We start from the raw sequence: 16,941 nt of genomic DNA, 5'->3' as shown, positions 1-16,941 counted from the left end.
CCGCAGCAGGTTCAACGCCCCGGACCACCGCCTGAAAAGGAGAGGCGATTGACCGTGACGTTATGATGCGATAGCATCACGGCGCAAGGGACGCAAACCGGGATCATCCGGTTGGGGGCAACAAGAGAAGCTAGGCTCCCGAGCCATGGGAGGCGGAAACCATGCGGACCACCCTGGATATCGACGATGATGTGCTGGCGGCGGTCAAGGAATTGGCCCGTCGAGAACGTGTGGCCGTTGGACGGGTCCTTTCCCGGTTGGCGCGTCAGGCTCTGACCGGCGAAACGGCGGGAGCTCGCCTCGATGAGGGAGAGGAGGCTGTGGCGGGTTTCCGTCCGTTTCCCCCCCGGGGCGTCGTCGTGACCAATGAGTTGATCGATGAGCTTCGAGACCGGGAAGGGCTGTGATGCGTTCGCTCCTGGACGTGAACGTACTGATCGCTCTCCTGGATGCCGCCCATGTCCACCATCGCCAGGCCGTCTCGTGGCTTCAGCAGGAAATCCGACACGGCTGGGCCTCCTGCCCGATCACCCAGAATGGGTGCATCCGAATCCTATCCCATCCTGCCTATCCCAATCCGCTACCCGCCGCGCAGGTGGCGCTCCGGCTTCGGGAAGCCGTGGAAAATCCCGCCCATGAATTTTGGCCGGATGATATCAATCTCTTGAGTTCGCCGGTCTTCGACTGGTCAAGCCTTGTCGGTCATCGCCAAGTCACCGACATCTATCTCTTGGCCTTGGCGGTCCGCCACAACGGCAGGCTGGTAACGTTCGACCGACGCATCACCCTCGGCGCCGTGAAAGGGGCAAGCGAGAAGAACCTCTTGATTCTCCAGTGATGGGTGATCTGGCGATCCACGGCATTCGCATGGAACAAGGGGATGTAGATCATGTTCTTGAACGGCGACAAACAGCCAGGGCGAGCCTTTCTATTCCGTCGGGCACCGGTGTGATGGCCTGGATCACCGAAGGGTTCCAAGGGAGGATTGGGTTCGACATCGAGGACGGATGGAGAGACGGATCATGGCATGTTCACGAAGCAAAAGCATGGGGAAGAGCGGGTGGCGGATTCTCGGTTTTCTGGCGCTTCTTGCGGCCCTGGCGGCCTGCGCCGTGAATCCGGTGACCCACCAGAGTCAGCTTTCGCTCATGAGCGAGCAGCAGGAGATCGCCACGGGCCAAAAGCTCTATCCCCTCTACACCCAGATGTCCTACGGCCTTTTCCAGGATGGGGAGCTGCAGGCCTATGTGCAGGATATCGGACGGCGCCTGGCCGCCGTGAGTCACCGGCCCAACATGGCCTACGAATTCAACGTGGTGAACAGCTCCGACCTGAACGCCTACGCCCTTCCTGGAGGCAAGATCTCCATCACGCGCGGGCTGGTGGCCAAGATGGAAAACGAGGCCCAGCTGGCTTCCGTCCTGGGCCATGAGATCGCGCACGTGGCGGCGCTCCATCCCACCAGCACCTACACCCGGCAGGTGCTGGGAGGCCTCCTCACGTCCGTGGGTTCGCTGGTATTGCAAACGGCGGGGGTGCCCGGTGGGGACCTCATCTCCCAGGCAGGCCTCCTGGCCACCAACCTGACCCTCATGAAGTACAGCCGGGACCAGGAACGGGAAGCGGACGAGCTGGGCATGGAGTACATGGTGCGGGCGGGCTACAACCCGGCCGGGTTCGTGCAATCCATGGCCATCCTCATGGACGAAAAGGACCGGGAGCCCTCCCAGCTGGAAAGCTTCTTTTCCAGCCACCCGCTCACCACCGAGCGGGTGGCGGAAGCCAACCGGCGACTGGCGCGCTACGGGCCGGAACTGCGCACCCCCGAAGCGCTCAAAAGGGAGACCTTTCTTCAGAAAACATCCTACCTGAGGCGGGTGCAGCCGGCCTATGAGCTCATGGACCGGGCCAAAAAGGCCCTTTCGGAAAAGCGGTCCCGCGAGGCGCTCGGGCTGCTTCGCCAAGCCACGTCCCAGGCTCCCCGCGAGGCCCTTCTGTGGGTGTATCGGGCGGTGGCCGAGGATCTGGAAGACAACGAACGGCAGGCCCTTTCGGCCGCCCGAAAGGCCGTGGAGCTCTATCCGGACCTCTACCACGCCCGGTACGTGGCGGGGGTGATCACCTTCAACAGCGGCGCGCACCGGGAAAGCCTGCAGCACTTGCAGGCGGCGGACCGGCTCGTTCCCGAGCAGCCGCCGGTGACCTTCTACATGGGGCGAAACTGGGAAGCGCTGGGCCGGCGGGACCAGGCCGCCCGGGCCTACTACGCGGTGCTCCAGAAGGTGAAGAAGGGCCCCATGGCCCAATACTGCTACCGGCGGCTGGTCCAGTGGGGCTACATCCGCTAGTTCGGGACCGAGGCATTCTTAGCCCCGGGGCTTCACACCCGCGGATCCGGGTGGGAACGAATCGCAACGGGCGCACATGAAGCCAGCCCCTACAAAAGCGGATGGGCATCTTGGGTAGGGGCGGGGTTTATCCCCGCCCGTCAAGTGCGCGGCCTGTAGGGGCGAATGATCAGTCGCCCCTACAGGGGCCTGCTTCCCAAAGGGGGGTCATCCTTCGTTTTCACGGGCGTTCCGGGATGAGGGTCCATGTGGCGGGGGGGCGAGCGTCGCCATGACCTTTGGTCCACCGGAAGGCGTTGCCGCGGGTCAGTGAGCGATGACCTTGCCCAGGAAATCTCTCAGGCGGGGATTCTTGGGATTGGAGAAGAATTCCTCCGGCGGCCCTTCTTCCTGGATCCGGCCGCCGTCGATGAAGATCACCCGGTCGGCCACCTCCTTGGCGAATCCCATCTCGTGGGTCACCACCACCATGGTCATGCCTTCGCGAGCCAGCTGCTTCATGACCTCCAGCACCTCTCCCACCAGCTCGGGATCCAGGGCGGAAGTGGGCTCATCGAAGAGAATCACCTTGGGCTGAAGGGCCAGGGCCCGGGCGATGGCCACCCGCTGTTTCTGGCCGCCGGAAAGCTGGTCCGGGTAGTTGTGGGCTTTTTCGGCCAGGCCCACCTTGGCCAGCAGCTCCATGCCCCGCTTTTCCGCTTCCGCCTTGCTCAGGCCCCGCACCTTCACCGGCCCCAGGGTCACATTGTGGAGAACCGTCATGTGGGGAAAGAGGTTGAACTGCTGAAAGACCATGGTGGCTTCGGCCCGCACCAGGTTCATGTTGGTCTTGGGATCGGTGATGTCCTTTCCGTCCACGACGATCCGCCCCGACGTGGGCTGTTCCAGCCGGTTGATGCAGCGTAGCACCGTGGATTTTCCCGACCCGGAGGGCCCGATGATGCACACCACCTCGCCGGGCCGCACGTGCAGGTCGATCCCCTTGATCACTTCCAGGGAGCCGAAAGACTTGTGAAGGTTCTCGATGCGTATCATAGGCCTACTTTTCCGGAAGGACGCGCAAGTGCTGTTCCAGCGCCCGCAGGGCCTTGGCGATCCCCAGGGTCATGACGAGATAGACGATCCCCACGGCCATGTAGACTTCGAAGGCCCGGAAGTTCACGGCCACGATTTCCTGACCGGTGCGCAGCAATTCCCCCACGCCGATCACCATGAGAAGCGAGGTGTCCTTGAGGCTGATGATGAACTGGTTTCCCAACGGGGGGATCATGCGCCGGAACGCCTGGGGCCAGATGATGTAGCGCATGGTCTGGGACCGGGTGAGCCCGATGGAGCGGCCCGCTTCCATCTGGCCCGGGTCGATGGACTGGATGGCGCCCCGGACGATCTCGGCGATGTAGGCCCCGGAGTTGACCGCGATGACGATGATCCCGGCCACGATGGGCGGGATGCGCACTCCCGAGGCCATAGGCACGCCGTAGTAGAGGAACATGGCCTGGACCAGCATGGGCGTGCCGCGGATGGTTTCGATGTAGATTCCGGCCAGCTTGCGGAGAAACAGGCTTCGGGAGATCTTCATGAGTCCGGCGACGGAGCCCAGGATGAAGCCGAAGAAGAGCCCGCCGATGGTGATGACCACGGTAAGCTTCAATCCCCGCAGGAGCATGGGGAAGGTTTCCACCACAACGCCGGGTTCGAACTGAAAAGCCATGGTTGCGTCTCCCTTGCCCGTCCGCAAACGCCCAAGTGCCGCCACGCAATGCAGCCCTTCAGGGCTGCGAAAAGATCCCCGGGTGACGGACGGGCGTTCGGATATGCCCCGTACGATCAGGCCTTACGGGGATCTCTTTCCGCGGGGCTGAAGCCCCGCGGCTACGAAGAGAGCCCAAAGCTTTCGATACTCGGGAACAGAGAGCCATTGCCGGACCAGCTCCCTGATTCCCTTGGAAGGACAGGGCCTTACTTGGGCTCGGTGTTGAACCACTTGAGGTAGAGTTCCCGGTAGGTGCCATTGTCCTTGAGCTTTTTCAGGGCGGCGTTCACCTTGGGAACCAGCGGGCTTCCCTTGGGAAAGGCGATCCCGTAGGACTGGCCCATGTAGAGCGGGCCCACCACCTTGACCACGCCCTTGCCGCGCTTGTTCATGAAGTCGGCGATCACCGGAGAATCGAAGACCACCGCGTCGGCCCCTCCGCTCAGAAGCTCCATGAACATGGCGTCGTTGTTGGGATAGAGCTTCACTTCCTTGGCCTGGGCGTTCTTCTTGACGAAGTCCTCGGAGGTGGTGCCCAGCTTGGTGGCCACGATCTTGCCCTTCAGGTCCTCCACCTTCTGGATGTCTTCGTTGTCCGCCCGCACCAGGATGAGGAGGCCCGCATTGTAGTAGGGGTCGCTAAAGTCCACCACCTTGGCCCGTTCGGGCTTGATGGTGATGCCGGCGATGCCCACATCCAACTGGCCCGACTGGAGGCCCGGAATGATGCCGTTGAAATCCATGGGCTGCAGATCGTATTCCACGCCGATTTCCTTGGCGATGGCCGCCCAGAGCTCCACGTCGAAGCCGGTATGGACGCCCGTCTTGGGGTCTTTGAACTCAAAAGGCGGGAAGTTGGTGTCCGTGGCCACCGTGAGTTTTCCCGCATGGGCCGTTCCCATGAAGAAGAGGCCCGCCGCCACGACCATCAGCAAAGCAACCAGTCTTTTCATGATCCCTCCTTGCTTCCAAAGGTTTTTCCCCGGGGCGGCCGTCCCCGTGGACGGCCGCCCCGCTCCCACTTTTGGCGCCGCTCCCTTGTGCCTCAAAACGAAGCGTGTTTCAAGAAATTAAACACAGTTATATCTACATGCCGCGGAGCGGTTTGAGCGGAGAAAATACCATGTGGTTACACAAAGTGTTGCGAGGATGGTCTTTTCACGGCATTCTAGGACCAGTCTACGACGGCTCATTTCCACCCCGGGATCCGTGACACGAAGGAAAGGAGACACCCCCGCGCGTGTTTCCGCCGCAGCGAAGCACGAACGGGGGCTACGGAAAAAAAGGGAGGAATCACCATGTGGCCCTTCAGTGACCGGCGCAAGAAGAGAAGGTACGAAGTCTCCTGGCAAGCCGTGTTGCACGCCGATTTCAATGAAGAAAAAACGGCCATGGATGTTACCGTCGTGGAAGTGAGCCTGGCGGGTGCACGCCTGGAGATGCCTTCGCTTCTGACGGGTTCCAAGCATGTGCTGGCGGGTCAGCCGACCCGGCTCGTCCTTGAAATCCTCCTTTCGGAAGGCCTCTTCGCCGCCCCCATACGGTTTCAATGGGCTCGATACGAGGAAGATATCCGCAAGTTCCACGTGGGGGTATCCTTTGAGGATCCTTCCCGTGAATGTCTATCCGTACTGGAGGCGGAGTTCCGTACCATCCGCAGGGCAACCGCCTGACAGCTTCCCCCGCCGCCCGCGCACGCCCGCCCCCACCATCAACCCGGCTCGATCCCGTTGAGCACCTCCACGGCCCGGTCCACTTCCTCATCGGTGGTGCACCAATGGGGCGCCAGACGAAGATAGCCGCACCGGGACGACACAAAAACGCCCTCCTGGGCTGCCCGTTTCATGATCTCGTCCGGATTCCACCGACAGATGAACGAAAGAATGCCGGAACGGTGGGCCCCCGAAAAGAGAACGGGCTTGTAGCGGTCCCGGTCGATGCCGGCAAGAATCCGGTCCTGCAGGCGAAAGACCTCGGCGGCCACCGCTTCCGGCGGGTAGGGAAGAACGGCGGAAGTAAGACTCGCTTCCAGGGCGACGGCCAGCAGGGTGGGGGTGGTGCTGTATTCGAACCGGCGGGCCGTGGCATGGGGCTGCCAGGTGTGGTTCAGGTAGTCGTCGCCCTGCACCATGCATTCGGCTCCCACCAGAACATCGGCAAGCTTTTGGCGGAATTCGGGAGCCGTGTAGAAAAGACCGGTGCCGGTGGGCCCGAAAAGCCACTTCCAGCCCGAAGCCACCACGGCCGCGATGTTCCACTCCTCCGGCCTCACGGGAAGGCAGCCCAGGCTTTGGGCCGCATCCACCACCAGATCGATCCCCCGCTCCTTACAGAAAGCCCCCAGTTCCTTGAGGTCCGCGGCGAACCCGCTGGTGAACTGCACGTGACTCACGGCGATGACCCGGGTTCTGTCCGTCACGAGCCGCTCCACGTCCTCCATAGACCAGCCGCAGGGCCGCTCCCCCGTGTCGGCGTCCGCCAGGTGGCGGTCGGGAAGCAGCACCAGTTCCACGCCCCTCTTTTCCTGAAGCCTCCAGGGATAGTGATTGGCGGGATACTCGTGCACGTAGCTGATGATCCGGTCACCGAGCCGGAAGGGATAGCCGTTGGCGATCATCCCCATGGCTTCGGAGGTATTCTTGACAAAGGCCAGGTTGTCGGGGTCGGTGTCCAGAAGCCGGGCGGCCGCGGCGCGCAGCTTCTCCACAGATTGGAAATAACCGGAAAGACCCGACATCCCCCGACGCATCTGGTCCCGCACGGCCGCCGTCATGGCCCTGCAGGCCGGCTCGGGAACGGGAGAGATGGCGCAGTGGGCCAGAAAAACCCCCTCCTCCTTTACGGGAAAAAGTTCCCGTGTCTTCTGGAACATTCCTTCACTCCTTCCGCAAGAAAAAGGTTCGACCAATGGTCCGAGACACCGCCTCGGCGGTGCGCCCCCTTTTCATGCCACGCCCGGCTGATTTCTTCCAGCCCGAAAGCACGCCCGCACCCGGCCGTCGTCCCCGACCTTGGGTGGCGCCGGGGAAAGGGGGGGCCGGGGCGCTATGTCTTTCTTGACATAGCGATGGCCCTCCGCTAGACTCCCGCTCACGTGAAACATGGTGCACAAACCCTGCATCCGGGAAGGCGACCCCAAACGGAAGGGAACCCACATGAGACGAACCCGCGCTCTTTTTTTCGCTCTCCTTGTTTGGCTCAGCACATCGGCGGCCGCGGCGGATCCGCCCTGCACGGCGGTCTACGGAAACGGGCAACATCTCCTTCGCCTGGCCACGGGAAGTCCGGGGGAGCTGGGCCTTCTGGAAGAACTGGCCGCCGCATTCAACGCCGACCATGACTCGCGCTTGTGCTGGATCAAGGCGGGCTCGGGCAAGTCCTTGCAGCTGCTTCGAAGCGGCCGGGTGGACATGGTCATGGTCCATGCGCCGGAGGCGGAAAAGAAGGCGGTGTCGGAAGGCTGGGCAACCCAGAGAACCCTTCTCGCCTCCAATGAATTTTACGTGGTCGGCCCGGCTTCCGATCCCGCATCCGTTCGGGGGGCAACCGACGTGGTGGACGCCTACCGGCGCATCGCCGAAGCCGAAGCCGTCTTCCTTTCCCGGGGGGACAATTCGGGCACCCACAAGAAGGAAAGGATGATCTGGTCCAAGGCGGGCATCCAGCCTCGGGGCCGTTGGTACATGGTGACGGGGACCTTCATGTGGGCGACGCTCAAAAAGGCCGACGAAGTGGGCGGCTATTTCATGACGGACAGCAGTACGTGGGTGGCCGCCAGGAAGGATCTCCGGGGCCTGAGGGTTCTTTTCCGCGGCGACCCGCTCCTTGTCAACGTCTATCACGCACTGTGCGCTCCACCCCAAACGACGGAAGGCGCCCGGCTGGCCCGGCGGTTCATTGAATTTCTGGCTTCCGACCAAGGCCAGCGGATCATCCGTCATTACGGGGTCGAGCAATACGGCGAGCCCCTGTACAACGACGCGGCCTATGCCGCCCAGTTCGCCCACTGAGCGCGGATGCATGGGCTGCGTTGTTCGTCATGAACCTTTCGTGCATGGCATGGACACCCCGAAGGAGGCTGAAGATGAAAGGAAAACTCCGAAACACGCTTCTTGTTCCGGCCCTGTTCCTGGCCCTTTTCGCCTGCGCGGGAGGCGCGCCGCAGGCGGCGGACAAGGTCCTGCAGATGGCCACCACCACCAGCACGGACAACACGGGGCTTTTGGACTATCTGGCGCCCATGTTCAAGGAAGCGACCGGCATCGAGCTTCGCTGGGTGGCCGTGGGCACGGGAAAGGCGCTGGAATTGGGGAAGAACTGCGACGTGGATGTGCTCCTGGTCCACTCGCCGGCGGCGGAAGAAAAGTATGTGGCGGAAGGCTACGGGGTGGAGCGCACCCGGATCATGTACAATGACTTCGTCATCATCGGCCCCAAGGACGACCCGGCGGGCATCCGGGGAATGAACGCCTCGGCGGCGCTCAAGACGCTGGCCATGGAGAAGATCCCCTTCGTCAGTCGCGGCGACAGTTCGGGCACCCACAAGAAAGAGCTGTCCTTGTGGAAGGCGGCCGGAATCCCCGTGGAGGACAAGGCCGATTGGTACATTCAGACCGGCCAGGGCATGCTGGCCACCATCAACGTGGCGGCGGAACGCCGGGGATACACCCTCACCGACCGGGGCACCTACATCAAGTACGAGCACACCCTGAAGGGCGATCCCCCCCTGGTCATCTTGGCGGAGGGCGACCGAAATCTTTTCAACCAGTACAGCGCCCTGATCGTGAACCCCCAGCGATGCCCCCAGGTGAAGGCGGATCTGGCCAAAGCCTTCATCGACTGGTTGACCTCCCCCGCGACTCAGAAGGCCATCGCGGACTACAAGATGCTGGGAAAGAGCCTCTTTACTCCCAACGCGGAAAGGTGAGACGGGGAAATCCCCTGGAATCAGCAAAACTCCTGGAAGTTGTTTCCCCGCCGGGGCAATCCATGTTATAAGCCCCGGCGGCCGGACACAAGGCCCGCCATTACAGGAAAGACCTTGGCCTGTCGGGTAGGGGCGGGGTTTATCCCCGCCCGCCAAGCGCCTTGACACAGAAACCGGGTAAGATTCTGAACACGGCCCATGGACTATTTGACCGAAGGTTTTATCAAGGCCCTGCACCTCTTGGTCGGAGGCCATCCGGAAACGTTTTCCGCCATCGAGACCACGCTCACGGTGACGAGCTGGTCCATGGCGGCCAGCCTCATCCTGGGCATCCCCTCGGGGTTTCTTCTCGGCTATCGCGATTTCCGGGGGAAACGGGCCGTACGAACGGTGGTGGACACGTGTCTGGCCTTTCCCACCGTGCTCATCGGCCTGTTGGTCTATGCCTTCGTTTCCCGCCGCGGCCCGCTGGGGGAGCTGGGCCTCTTGTTCACCCCGGCGGCCATCGCCGTGGGTCAGACCATCTTGGCCCTCCCCGTGGTGATCGCCCTCACGGCCACCGCCATCGAAAGCCTGGACCGCCAGCTCCGCATCAGCCTCCTCAGCCTGGGAGCCCGCGGCCGCCAGGTGCTCTTGACCAGCATCTGGGAAGCGCGCCACGGGGTCATCGCGGCGGCCCTGACCGCCTACGGCCGGGTCCTCACGGAGGTGGGCATCTCCATGATGGTGGGCGGAAACATCAAGTGGCACACCCGCACCATGACCACCGCCATCGCCCTGGAGACGGGCAAGGGGGAGTTCGCCATGGGCGTGGCCCTGGGCCTCGTGCTCATGGCCATCGCCTTCGTGGTCAACGTATCCCTGGCTATCCTGAGAAAAAGAGCGTGAGTCCGCCGCGATGATCTACCTTGTGGAAGGGCTGCGGCATCGCTACGGCACCCAGACGGTCCTGCGCCTGGATCGTTTGACCATCGAGCGCCACAAGATCGTGGGCCTCATCGGCCCCAACGGAAGCGGCAAAAGCACCCTGCTCCGGCTGCTGGCCTTCGTGGAACCTCCCAGCCGCGGGCGGATCGTCTACTATCCCGAGGAAGGCAACGCGGGAAACGAAGACGCCCGGTTCCAGGTAACCCTTCTGGGCCAGGAGCCCTATCTCCTCAAACGGACGGTTCTGGCCAACGTGGCTTATGGCCTCAAGGTCCGGGGAGATACCGAGAGCCTGGAAAAGCGGGCCGCCGAGGCCCTGGAATGGGTGGGACTTCCCCCCCGGGCCTTTCTTCGGCGCCGCTGGTTTGAGCTTTCGGGAGGCGAAGCCCAGCGCGTGGCTCTCGCGGCCCGCCTGGTCCTTCGGCCCAAGGTGCTTTTGCTGGACGAGCCCACGGCCAGCGTGGACATGGAAAGCGCGCAAAGGATCCGGGAGGCGGCTCTGCGGGCCCAGCGGGAATGGGGCACCACCATCGTGGTGGCCAGCCACGACCGCCACTGGCTCTTCGAGGTCTGCGACGGCATGCTTCACCTTCTCAAGGGCCGCCTGGCGGGCACCGGAGCGGAAAACATCATCCTGGGCCCCTGGCGGCAGTGCGGTCAGGACCTTTGGGCAAAGCGCCTGGAAGACGGCCAGGAGCTCGTCCTGCCCGGAGCCCCCGGGCCCAATGCCATGGCCCTCATTCCCCCCGACCGCCTCGCATTGGAACATGTCTTGGAAGACTCTTCGGACTCCTCGCCCGCCTCCGCTCCGTACGACGGGGCCTGTCGCATTGCAGGAACCCTGCTCCGACTCACCCTGGAACGGGCCGGCGGGCACATCCTGGCCACCGTGGCCGTGGGCCGAAGTCTCTTCACGGCCACACTCCCCCCCTCCCGGGGATTGCGCCCCGCCCCGTTCTATCCCGGTCAGCGCGTGGAACTCATCTTCCCGGCCCATGACGTGGCGTGGTTCTCCTGAGGCGCCCTATCCGGAATCGACCTCGGTGGTTCCCGGCTCCGAAGATCTCTCGGGATCCCTCCCGAAGCCCTCGATGGGCCAAGGGAAAAGAGTCCGAGCCCTCTCCAGCGCCATCCGCTCCACTTCGCCGTACCAGACGTCAAATGCCTCCAGCAGCGCCTTGCCCAGATCCGTCAACTCGTAGCCGTCCCTTCGAGGCCCGCTGCGAACAATCAACTTGGAACCGATGACGTTCTCCGTCTTCTTGATCTTGCCCCAAGCGGCCCGATAGGACATGCCCAAATCTTCCGCCGCCTTTTTCAGGGAACCGTAGGCGGCGATCTTCGCCAGGAGTTGCGCCCGGCCGAGCCCGAAAATCTGCCCGTCTTCGGTCTCCAGCCACAGGTGGAGCCGCATGCGCGGTCTCCACTCCCTGCTCCCTCCATCCTGCACAGACACCTCCCGGTAAGCCCCGCGTTTCGCCCTATGCCGACCCGCCCGGCCGCGCCCCCCACCAGGGAGGATCACCGGAGCGGCGACAGCTTTGTCCCCATCCACATAACTGCTAGCATCGCGGTTGCGCACCGTCAATGGAAAGGCCCTTGCCCTGGCGCCTTTCCAAGCGGCCGGAGGCTTCAAGAGTGCGTGGATTTCCGTTGACAGGGGCAGGGCCCGATGGTATGTGCTCTATGCGACATATATCCTAATTGTGCATGTCCATTGACATCTGTGTGTAAATGTCGGAAGGAGGCGGCCTGAGGCCTTTCAGGCAAGGGATGTGTCAACGGTTCCAAGGCGGCCAATACTCGAACAAGGAGGCGTAGGCCATGAGAAGGCTCGAAAACCCGATTCAATGGAGGGGATTGCTCCTGGCGATCCTGCTCGCCGCAATGCCTTCCCACGCGGCGGCCGAACTGGAAGGAAAGGTGATCATCTTTCACGCCGGCAGCCTTTCCGTTCCCTTCGAAGCCATGGAAAAGGCCTTTGAAGCGAAGCACCCCAAGGTGGACATCCTTCGGGAAGCCAGTGGAAGCTCAAAGGCGGCCCGGAAGATCTCGGAGTTGCACAAGCCCTGTGACATCATGGCCTCGGCCGACTACCAGGTGATCGACAAGATCCTCTTCCCCCGATATGCCGATTGGAACATCCGATTCGCTTCCAACCAGCTCGTGCTCTGCTACACGGACAAAAGCCGCTTCGCCGGGGAAGTGAACGCCCAGAACTGGTATCGGATTCTCCAGCGCGAGGGCGTCGTCTGGGGCCATTCGGACCCCGATCTGGACCCCTGCGGCTATCGCGCCCTCATGGTCCTGCAACTGGCTGAGAAGCATTACGGCGTCCCCGGTCTCTACGACAAGCTACTCGCCAACCGTCCCCGGGAAAACATCCGACCCAAGTCCGTCGAACTCATCAGCCTGCTCCAGACCGGCAACATGGACTACGCCTGGGAGTATCTCTCCGTGGCCGTCCAACACCGCCTGAAGTACGTCACCCTGCCCGATCGCATCAACCTGGGAAACTACGCCCACGATTCCTTTTATGCCCAGGCCGTGGTCAAGGTCGCCGGCAAGGAGCCCGGTACTTTCATGGAGATGCGGGGCAAGTCCTGTACGTACGGAGTCACTCTGGTCAAATCCTCCCCCAACCGGGAAGCGGCCGTGGCCTTTCTGTCGTACATGCTGGATCCCGAAGGGGGATTGAAGATCCTGAAAACCATGGGCCAGCCCCCCTTCGTCCTTTGCCGGGTCCCGTCCGAGGAGATGTGGGACCGGCTGCCCCAAGTCCTCAAACCCCTGGTGGAGGTCAGAGAGTAGGGATCCGCCATGCGCTACAAGGGCCCCTTTCACCACCTGACCCTGTGCTGCGGGGGCCTCGTCTTGGCCTTCATCCTGCTTCCCTTGTGGGAACTGATGACATCCTCGCCGCCCGCAGCCCTTGCCCGGACCTTGAAAGACGGCGAGGTGGTCCGTGCCATCCGCCTGAGCCTCCTCGCCTCGGGCGCCTCCGCCGCCATCGCCTTCATCCTGGGAACACCGTTGGCCTATCTGCTGGCCCGGTTCGATTTCAGGGGAAAGCGATGGCTGGAAGCCATCGTCGACCTGCCCGTGGTCATCCCCCATCCCGTGGTGGGAATCGCCGTGCTGGGCGTGGCGGGTCGGGACCATGCCCTGGGCCGAATCCTCCTCCAGGCTGGCGTGAGGATCCTGGGCAGCGTGACGGGGATCATCGTGGTGCTCACCTTTGTGGGGCTGCCCTTTTACATCAATACGGTGCGGGACGGCTTCGAGGCGGTTTCTCCGAGGCTGGAAAATGTGTCGCGGAGCCTGGGGGCCTCCATGGCCGAAACCTTCCTGCGCATCACCCTGCCCTTGAGCTGGCGCAGCGTGGTGGCGGGCCTGATCATGAGCAGCGCCCGGGCCATCAGCGAATTCGGCGCCGTGGTGATCGTGGCCTACCACCCCATGACCGCCCCCGTGTTGATCTACGAGCGTTTCGAGGGCTACGGCCTGCGCTATTCCCAGCCCGTGGCGGTCTGGCTGGTGGGCGTGTGTCTTGTACTGTTCGCGGCGCTGCGCGCGCTCACCCTCCGGCAACGGAAGGAAGAATGATCCGCCTCGACAATCTGAGCCTTTCGGTTTCGTCCTTCCCAATGGGCCCACTCTGTCTCACGGTGGGCGAGGGGGATTTCTTCGTCCTCATGGGCCCCACCGGCGCCGGCAAGACGCTGCTCCTGGAGGCCATCGCGGGATTGGTGCCCGTCGCCGACGGTCGTATCTTCATCGGCGCCCGCGACGTGACCCGGCTGCCCCCTGAACGACGGGAGGTCGGTATCGTCTACCAGGACCAATCCCTTTTCCCGCACCTTACGGTCCGTGAAAACATCCGGTATGGCCTCAGGTTCAAGAATCGGACGGGTCCGGGGACCGAGGCCCTTCTGGACCGTCTGGTGGAAGAGCTTCGCATCGGGCATCTGCTGGAAAGACGCCCCCTTCACCTGAGCGGCGGCGAAAGGCAGCGCGTGGCCCTGGTCCGGGCCCTGGCCGTTCAGCCTTCGTTGCTTCTTTTGGATGAACCCCTTTCCGCCCTGGATCCGGCCTTTCGCGAGGAGATGGGGGGGTTGCTCAGGAGAATCCGCAACTCCACGGGCGCCACGTTCTTCATGGTCACCCACGACTTCACCGAAGCCCTGGCCCTGGGCAATCGGGGGGCGGTCATGAACCGGGGGCGCCTGGAACAGGTGGGTGAGGTCCGGGACATCTTCCTACGACCCGCCTCCCCCTTCGTGGCCCGCTTCGTGGGCATGAAAAACCTGTTCCGGGCTCGCTTTCAAGGCCCCCACGCCCTGGTGCGGAATCTGCGGATGCGACTCCCGCGGCCCCAGGGCCGGGAGTCGGGAAAGGTGGCGTTCCGGCCCGAACATGTGGAGATATGGCCGGAATCCGCCCGGGCACCCCACCCCAATCTGTTTTCGGGCACCATCGCGGAATGCTTGGACCACGGCTTCACCTGCCGACTCACCGTGTCCGTCGACTCCGTGCGCCTCACAGCCCACCTGCCGGCAAGGGAAGCCCACCGGATGGGGCTTTGTGCAGGAAGGCGGGTGACCGTGGCCGTTCCCCCCGAAGCGATCCACGTCATCTGAAGACCAAGAGGGTTCACCGCGCGTCCTGCGGGGGTTCGGGACCCCGAGAAAGGGAATGCCCCTGGACAAAGGGGGCGGAAATCCGCTATCTATTATGTCGTGTATGACATATGGAAAGCGGGCGATCCCACGCGCAGGAAGGATCCCCCGGTGAACAGCCTTGAGACGGACCGAACAGGACGATCAACGGGAGACCATGATGGCAGGCGGGAAGATCTACAGCATCTGCGGCATGTGTTCCGTGCGCTGCCCCATCCAGGCATGCGTCGAAGACGGGATGTGCACGGATATTCAAGGCAATCCACACGCCTCCGGCATCGAGGGGGCCCTGTGCGCCCGGGGGGCGGCCGGACTTGCGCTGGTCAACGACGATGAACGCCCCCAGGCGCCCATGATCCGGACCGGGGAAAGGGGCCAGGGCAGGTGGCGCCGTGTTTCTTGGGAGGAGGCCCTGGACTATACGGCGCATCGGCTTCAGCAGGTCATGGAACAATTCGGCCCCCGAACCGTTCTCTTTTCCGACCGGGGCGGCCCCTTCCGGGACCTTCACCAGGCCTTCGTCCGCGGCCTGGGGTCCCCCAACTACTCCAACCATGACGCTTCGTGCGCCCGCAACGTCCAGCACGCCGCCCAGTCCCTGTTCGGCTTCGGACGCAAGGGTCTCGTCTATGACCTCAGAAACGCTCGGCATGTGGTGCTCCAGACGAGAAACATCCTGGAAGCCGTCAACGTCAAAGAAGTCAACGACCTGATGACCGCCCTGGACCACGGCGCCAAGCTCACGGTAATCGACATCCGGGCCACCCGAACGGCCGCCAAGGCGGATCACTTCTTCCTGGTCCGACCGGGTTCCGACTATGCTTTCAATCTGGCGGTGATCCATGTGCTTCTGACCCGCGGCCTCTACGACAAGAAGTTCGCCAGGCGCTGGATCAAGGACCTGGACCGCCTGCAGGAGTTCGTCCGCCCCTATACACCCGAATGGGCTGAAGGCGAGACGGGGATCGCCGCCCACCGGATCATCGCCCTGGCCCGGGAGCTCGCCGATGCCCGGCCGGCCGTCCTGTGGCACCCGGGTTGGATGACGGCGCGTTACTCCGATTCCTTCTACGTCTGCCGCTCGGCTTACATCATCAACGCGCTCCTGGGTTCCATCGGCGCCAAGGGCGGACTCCCTTTGGCCAACACCCCCGCGGACGTAGGCCGAAAGGGTCTCAGAAAGCTCGCCGACCTGTTTCCCAAACCGCAAGAAAAGAGGGCCGACGGGGTGGGATGGCGCTACGGACACTTCGACTCCGGCCCCGGCTTGTTGCATCTGGCTTTCCAGGCCATCGAAACGGAAGATCCCTATCCCGTGAAAGCTTATATCGCCTATCGCCACGACCCCCTGATGGGCTTCCCGGACCAGGACGCGCTCAAGAGAATCTGGCGGAAGCTGGACTTTCTGGTCTCGGTCACCTTCAGCTGGAGCGACACCGCTTGGTTTTCTGACGTGGTGCTGCCCCTGTCTCCCTACCTGGAACGGGAATCCATCCTGGCGTGCAAGAATGGGCTCAAACCCTATTTCTTCCTTCGCCAGCGGGTCCAGGAACCCCGGTACGACACCAAGGCCGATTGGGAGATCCTTTGTTCTTTGGCTGAAAAACTCGATCTGAAGCCGCTCGCCTTCCAATCCGTCGAAGACATCTGGAAATTTCAACTGGAGGGCACAGGGGTGAGCATGGAGGACTTCCGTGCCACCGGCATGGTGGCCCTGGCGGACAAACCGGTGTACCGAAGCATGGAGGAGCTTCGGTTCAAGACGCCCAGCGGGAAGATCGAAATCCTGTGCGAGCGGCTGGAAGCGCAGGGCCTTCCCTCGCTCAAGCCCTACACCCCGCCCGCCAGGCCGCCCGAGGGGATGTTCCGCATCACCTTCGGGCGATGCCCGGTGCACACCCAGGGCCACACGGTGAACAACCCCTTGCTGCACGAGCAGATGCCGGAAAACCGCCTGTGGCTGAACAGGGAGGCGGCCGCCGCCATGGGGATCGCCGACGGCGAAGAGGTGGAGATATCGAACAATGGCCGCACGGCCCGCATCAAGGTGAACATCACCGACTTCATCCACCCGGAAGCCGTCTTCCTGGTCCACGGATTCGGCCATACGCTTCCCGTGGAATCCCGCGCCTTCGGCAAGGGTGCGGCCGACAACCTCTTGATGCCCGGGGGGTTGCGTCTCTGGGATCCGGCGGGCGGGGCCCTGGCCATGCAGGAGCATTTCGTCCGTGTGCGAAAGATCCCCGACGCCTAGCGGCCCCGCCCAGCCTTCCCGATGGGCAGGGCGATTGCCCGCGCTTACCGCCG

17 protein-coding genes are annotated in these 16,941 nt (G+C 63.2%); 12 read left to right on the top strand and 5 right to left on the bottom strand.

Features of this window, described 5'->3' with window-relative positions:
• The first annotated feature begins 161 nt into the window (after positions 1 to 161).
• The 3 genes from BUB04_RS05870 to BUB04_RS05860 all read left to right on the top strand — a co-directional run bounded on the left by BUB04_RS05870 (position 162) and on the right by BUB04_RS05860 (position 2,348).
• A complete protein-coding gene (locus tag BUB04_RS05870; protein ID WP_073037845.1) occupies positions 162 to 407 on the top strand; it encodes a hypothetical protein in 246 nt (81 codons plus the stop codon).
• A complete protein-coding gene (locus tag BUB04_RS05865; protein ID WP_073037844.1) occupies positions 407 to 838 on the top strand; it encodes a TA system VapC family ribonuclease toxin in 432 nt (143 codons plus the stop codon). Before BUB04_RS05870 ends, BUB04_RS05865 begins: the two co-directional genes overlap by 1 nt.
• 184 nt (positions 839 to 1,022) lie before the next feature.
• Entirely contained in the window at positions 1,023 to 2,348 is a 1,326-nt protein-coding gene (locus BUB04_RS05860) for a M48 family metallopeptidase (RefSeq protein WP_178371919.1), read from the top strand.
• Between the two features lie 306 nt (positions 2,349 to 2,654).
• On the opposite strand, the gene BUB04_RS05855 is transcribed toward BUB04_RS05860, so the two are convergent.
• The 3 genes from BUB04_RS05855 to glnH all read right to left on the bottom strand — a co-directional run bounded on the left by BUB04_RS05855 (position 2,655) and on the right by glnH (position 5,054).
• A complete protein-coding gene (locus BUB04_RS05855) occupies positions 2,655 to 3,383 on the bottom strand; it encodes an amino acid ABC transporter ATP-binding protein (RefSeq protein ID WP_073037840.1) in 729 nt (242 codons plus the stop codon).
• 4 nt (positions 3,384 to 3,387) lie between these two features.
• Positions 3,388 to 4,059, bottom strand: coding sequence for an amino acid ABC transporter permease (locus BUB04_RS05850; protein WP_073037838.1), 672 nt, complete (start codon positions 4,057 to 4,059; stop codon positions 3,388 to 3,390).
• Positions 4,060 to 4,307: 248 nt separating this feature from the next.
• Entirely contained in the window at positions 4,308 to 5,054 is a 747-nt protein-coding gene (gene glnH, locus BUB04_RS05845; RefSeq protein WP_073037836.1) for a glutamine ABC transporter substrate-binding protein GlnH, read from the bottom strand.
• A gap of 345 nt (positions 5,055 to 5,399) precedes the next feature.
• On the opposite strand from glnH, the gene BUB04_RS05840 reads away from it, so the two are divergent.
• Entirely contained in the window at positions 5,400 to 5,774 is a 375-nt protein-coding gene (locus BUB04_RS05840) for a PilZ domain-containing protein (RefSeq protein WP_073037835.1), read from the top strand.
• A 38-nt stretch (positions 5,775 to 5,812) separates the two neighbouring features.
• Here BUB04_RS05840 and BUB04_RS05835 read toward each other — a convergent pair whose 3' ends face one another.
• Entirely contained in the window at positions 5,813 to 6,973 is a 1,161-nt protein-coding gene (locus BUB04_RS05835; protein WP_073037833.1) for an aminotransferase class V-fold PLP-dependent enzyme, read from the bottom strand.
• Between the two features lie 283 nt (positions 6,974 to 7,256).
• Here BUB04_RS05835 and BUB04_RS05830 point away from each other — a divergent pair, with 283 nt between their 5' ends.
• The 4 genes from BUB04_RS05830 (at position 7,257) to BUB04_RS18985 (ending at position 10,973) form a co-directional block, all read left to right on the top strand.
• On the top strand, positions 7,257 to 8,111 hold the full coding sequence (locus tag BUB04_RS05830; protein ID WP_073037899.1) for an ABC transporter substrate-binding protein: 855 nt from the start codon (positions 7,257 to 7,259) through the stop codon (positions 8,109 to 8,111).
• 74 nt (positions 8,112 to 8,185) lie between these two features.
• Positions 8,186 to 9,028, top strand: a complete 843-nt coding sequence (locus tag BUB04_RS05825) for an ABC transporter substrate-binding protein (RefSeq protein WP_073037831.1) — start codon at positions 8,186 to 8,188, stop codon at positions 9,026 to 9,028.
• Positions 9,029 to 9,226: 198 nt separating this feature from the next.
• Positions 9,227 to 9,916 (top strand): ABC transporter permease, encoded by a 690-nt coding sequence (locus BUB04_RS05820; RefSeq protein WP_073037829.1) that lies wholly within the window; start codon positions 9,227 to 9,229, stop codon positions 9,914 to 9,916.
• Between the two features lie 10 nt (positions 9,917 to 9,926).
• Positions 9,927 to 10,973 carry an energy-coupling factor ABC transporter ATP-binding protein gene (locus BUB04_RS18985; RefSeq protein ID WP_073037827.1) on the top strand — a complete coding sequence of 349 codons (1,047 nt, stop codon included), beginning with the start codon at positions 9,927 to 9,929 and terminating at the stop codon, positions 10,971 to 10,973.
• Between the two features lie 6 nt (positions 10,974 to 10,979).
• On the opposite strand, the gene BUB04_RS05810 is transcribed toward BUB04_RS18985, so the two are convergent.
• Positions 10,980 to 11,369 carry a winged helix-turn-helix domain-containing protein gene (locus tag BUB04_RS05810; protein ID WP_073037826.1) on the bottom strand — a complete coding sequence of 130 codons (390 nt, stop codon included), beginning with the start codon at positions 11,367 to 11,369 and terminating at the stop codon, positions 10,980 to 10,982.
• 410 nt (positions 11,370 to 11,779) lie between these two features.
• Between BUB04_RS05810 and wtpA the strand changes: the two genes are divergently transcribed.
• From wtpA to BUB04_RS05790, 4 genes are all read left to right on the top strand, one after another.
• Positions 11,780 to 12,766, top strand: coding sequence for a tungstate ABC transporter substrate-binding protein WtpA (gene wtpA, locus BUB04_RS05805; protein WP_073037824.1), 987 nt, complete (start codon positions 11,780 to 11,782; stop codon positions 12,764 to 12,766).
• Positions 12,767 to 12,775: 9 nt separating this feature from the next.
• Positions 12,776 to 13,561: an ABC transporter permease gene (locus BUB04_RS05800; protein ID WP_073037822.1), complete on the top strand. Its 786-nt coding sequence runs from the start codon at positions 12,776 to 12,778 to the stop codon at positions 13,559 to 13,561.
• Entirely contained in the window at positions 13,558 to 14,595 is a 1,038-nt protein-coding gene (locus BUB04_RS05795; RefSeq protein ID WP_073037820.1) for an ABC transporter ATP-binding protein, read from the top strand. Before BUB04_RS05800 ends, BUB04_RS05795 begins: the two co-directional genes overlap by 4 nt.
• Before the next feature lie 199 nt (positions 14,596 to 14,794).
• Positions 14,795 to 16,888 carry a molybdopterin-containing oxidoreductase family protein gene (locus BUB04_RS05790; RefSeq protein ID WP_073037897.1) on the top strand — a complete coding sequence of 698 codons (2,094 nt, stop codon included), beginning with the start codon at positions 14,795 to 14,797 and terminating at the stop codon, positions 16,886 to 16,888.
• The last annotated feature ends 53 nt before the right edge of the window (positions 16,889 to 16,941 follow it).

It is taken from the genome of Desulfacinum infernum DSM 9756 (assembly GCF_900129305.1).
GTDB classification, from domain to species: Bacteria; Desulfobacterota; Syntrophobacteria; order Syntrophobacterales; family DSM-9756; genus Desulfacinum; species Desulfacinum infernum.
This window is presented reverse-complemented; position numbering and strand designations above follow the sequence as displayed.

Excerpts from the sequence above, each read along its gene's own strand:
- BUB04_RS05865 (WP_073037844.1), top strand. The coding sequence starts at position 407 with ATGCGTTCGCTCCTGGACGTGAACGTACTGATCGCTCTCCTGGATGCC.
- BUB04_RS05835 (WP_073037833.1), bottom strand. The coding sequence starts at position 6,973 with ATGTTCCAGAAGACACGGGAACTTTTTCCCGTAAAGGAGGAGGGGGTT.
- BUB04_RS05810 (WP_073037826.1), bottom strand. The coding sequence starts at position 11,369 with ATGCGGCTCCACCTGTGGCTGGAGACCGAAGACGGGCAGATTTTCGGG.
- BUB04_RS05790 (WP_073037897.1), top strand. The coding sequence starts at position 14,795 with ATGGCAGGCGGGAAGATCTACAGCATCTGCGGCATGTGTTCCGTGCGC.
- BUB04_RS05840 (WP_073037835.1), top strand. The coding sequence starts at position 5,400 with ATGTGGCCCTTCAGTGACCGGCGCAAGAAGAGAAGGTACGAAGTCTCC.
- BUB04_RS05870 (WP_073037845.1), top strand. The coding sequence starts at position 162 with ATGCGGACCACCCTGGATATCGACGATGATGTGCTGGCGGCGGTCAAG.
- wtpA (WP_073037824.1), top strand. The coding sequence starts at position 11,780 with ATGAGAAGGCTCGAAAACCCGATTCAATGGAGGGGATTGCTCCTGGCG.
- BUB04_RS05795 (WP_073037820.1), top strand. The coding sequence starts at position 13,558 with ATGATCCGCCTCGACAATCTGAGCCTTTCGGTTTCGTCCTTCCCAATG.
- BUB04_RS05850 (WP_073037838.1), bottom strand. The coding sequence starts at position 4,059 with ATGGCTTTTCAGTTCGAACCCGGCGTTGTGGTGGAAACCTTCCCCATG.
- BUB04_RS05855 (WP_073037840.1), bottom strand. The coding sequence starts at position 3,383 with ATGATACGCATCGAGAACCTTCACAAGTCTTTCGGCTCCCTGGAAGTG.
- glnH (WP_073037836.1), bottom strand. The coding sequence starts at position 5,054 with ATGAAAAGACTGGTTGCTTTGCTGATGGTCGTGGCGGCGGGCCTCTTC.
- BUB04_RS05825 (WP_073037831.1), top strand. The coding sequence starts at position 8,186 with ATGAAAGGAAAACTCCGAAACACGCTTCTTGTTCCGGCCCTGTTCCTG.
- BUB04_RS18985 (WP_073037827.1), top strand. The coding sequence starts at position 9,927 with ATGATCTACCTTGTGGAAGGGCTGCGGCATCGCTACGGCACCCAGACG.
- BUB04_RS05830 (WP_073037899.1), top strand. The coding sequence starts at position 7,257 with ATGAGACGAACCCGCGCTCTTTTTTTCGCTCTCCTTGTTTGGCTCAGC.
- BUB04_RS05820 (WP_073037829.1), top strand. The coding sequence starts at position 9,227 with ATGGACTATTTGACCGAAGGTTTTATCAAGGCCCTGCACCTCTTGGTC.
- BUB04_RS05860 (WP_178371919.1), top strand. The coding sequence starts at position 1,023 with ATGGCATGTTCACGAAGCAAAAGCATGGGGAAGAGCGGGTGGCGGATT.
- BUB04_RS05800 (WP_073037822.1), top strand. The coding sequence starts at position 12,776 with ATGCGCTACAAGGGCCCCTTTCACCACCTGACCCTGTGCTGCGGGGGC.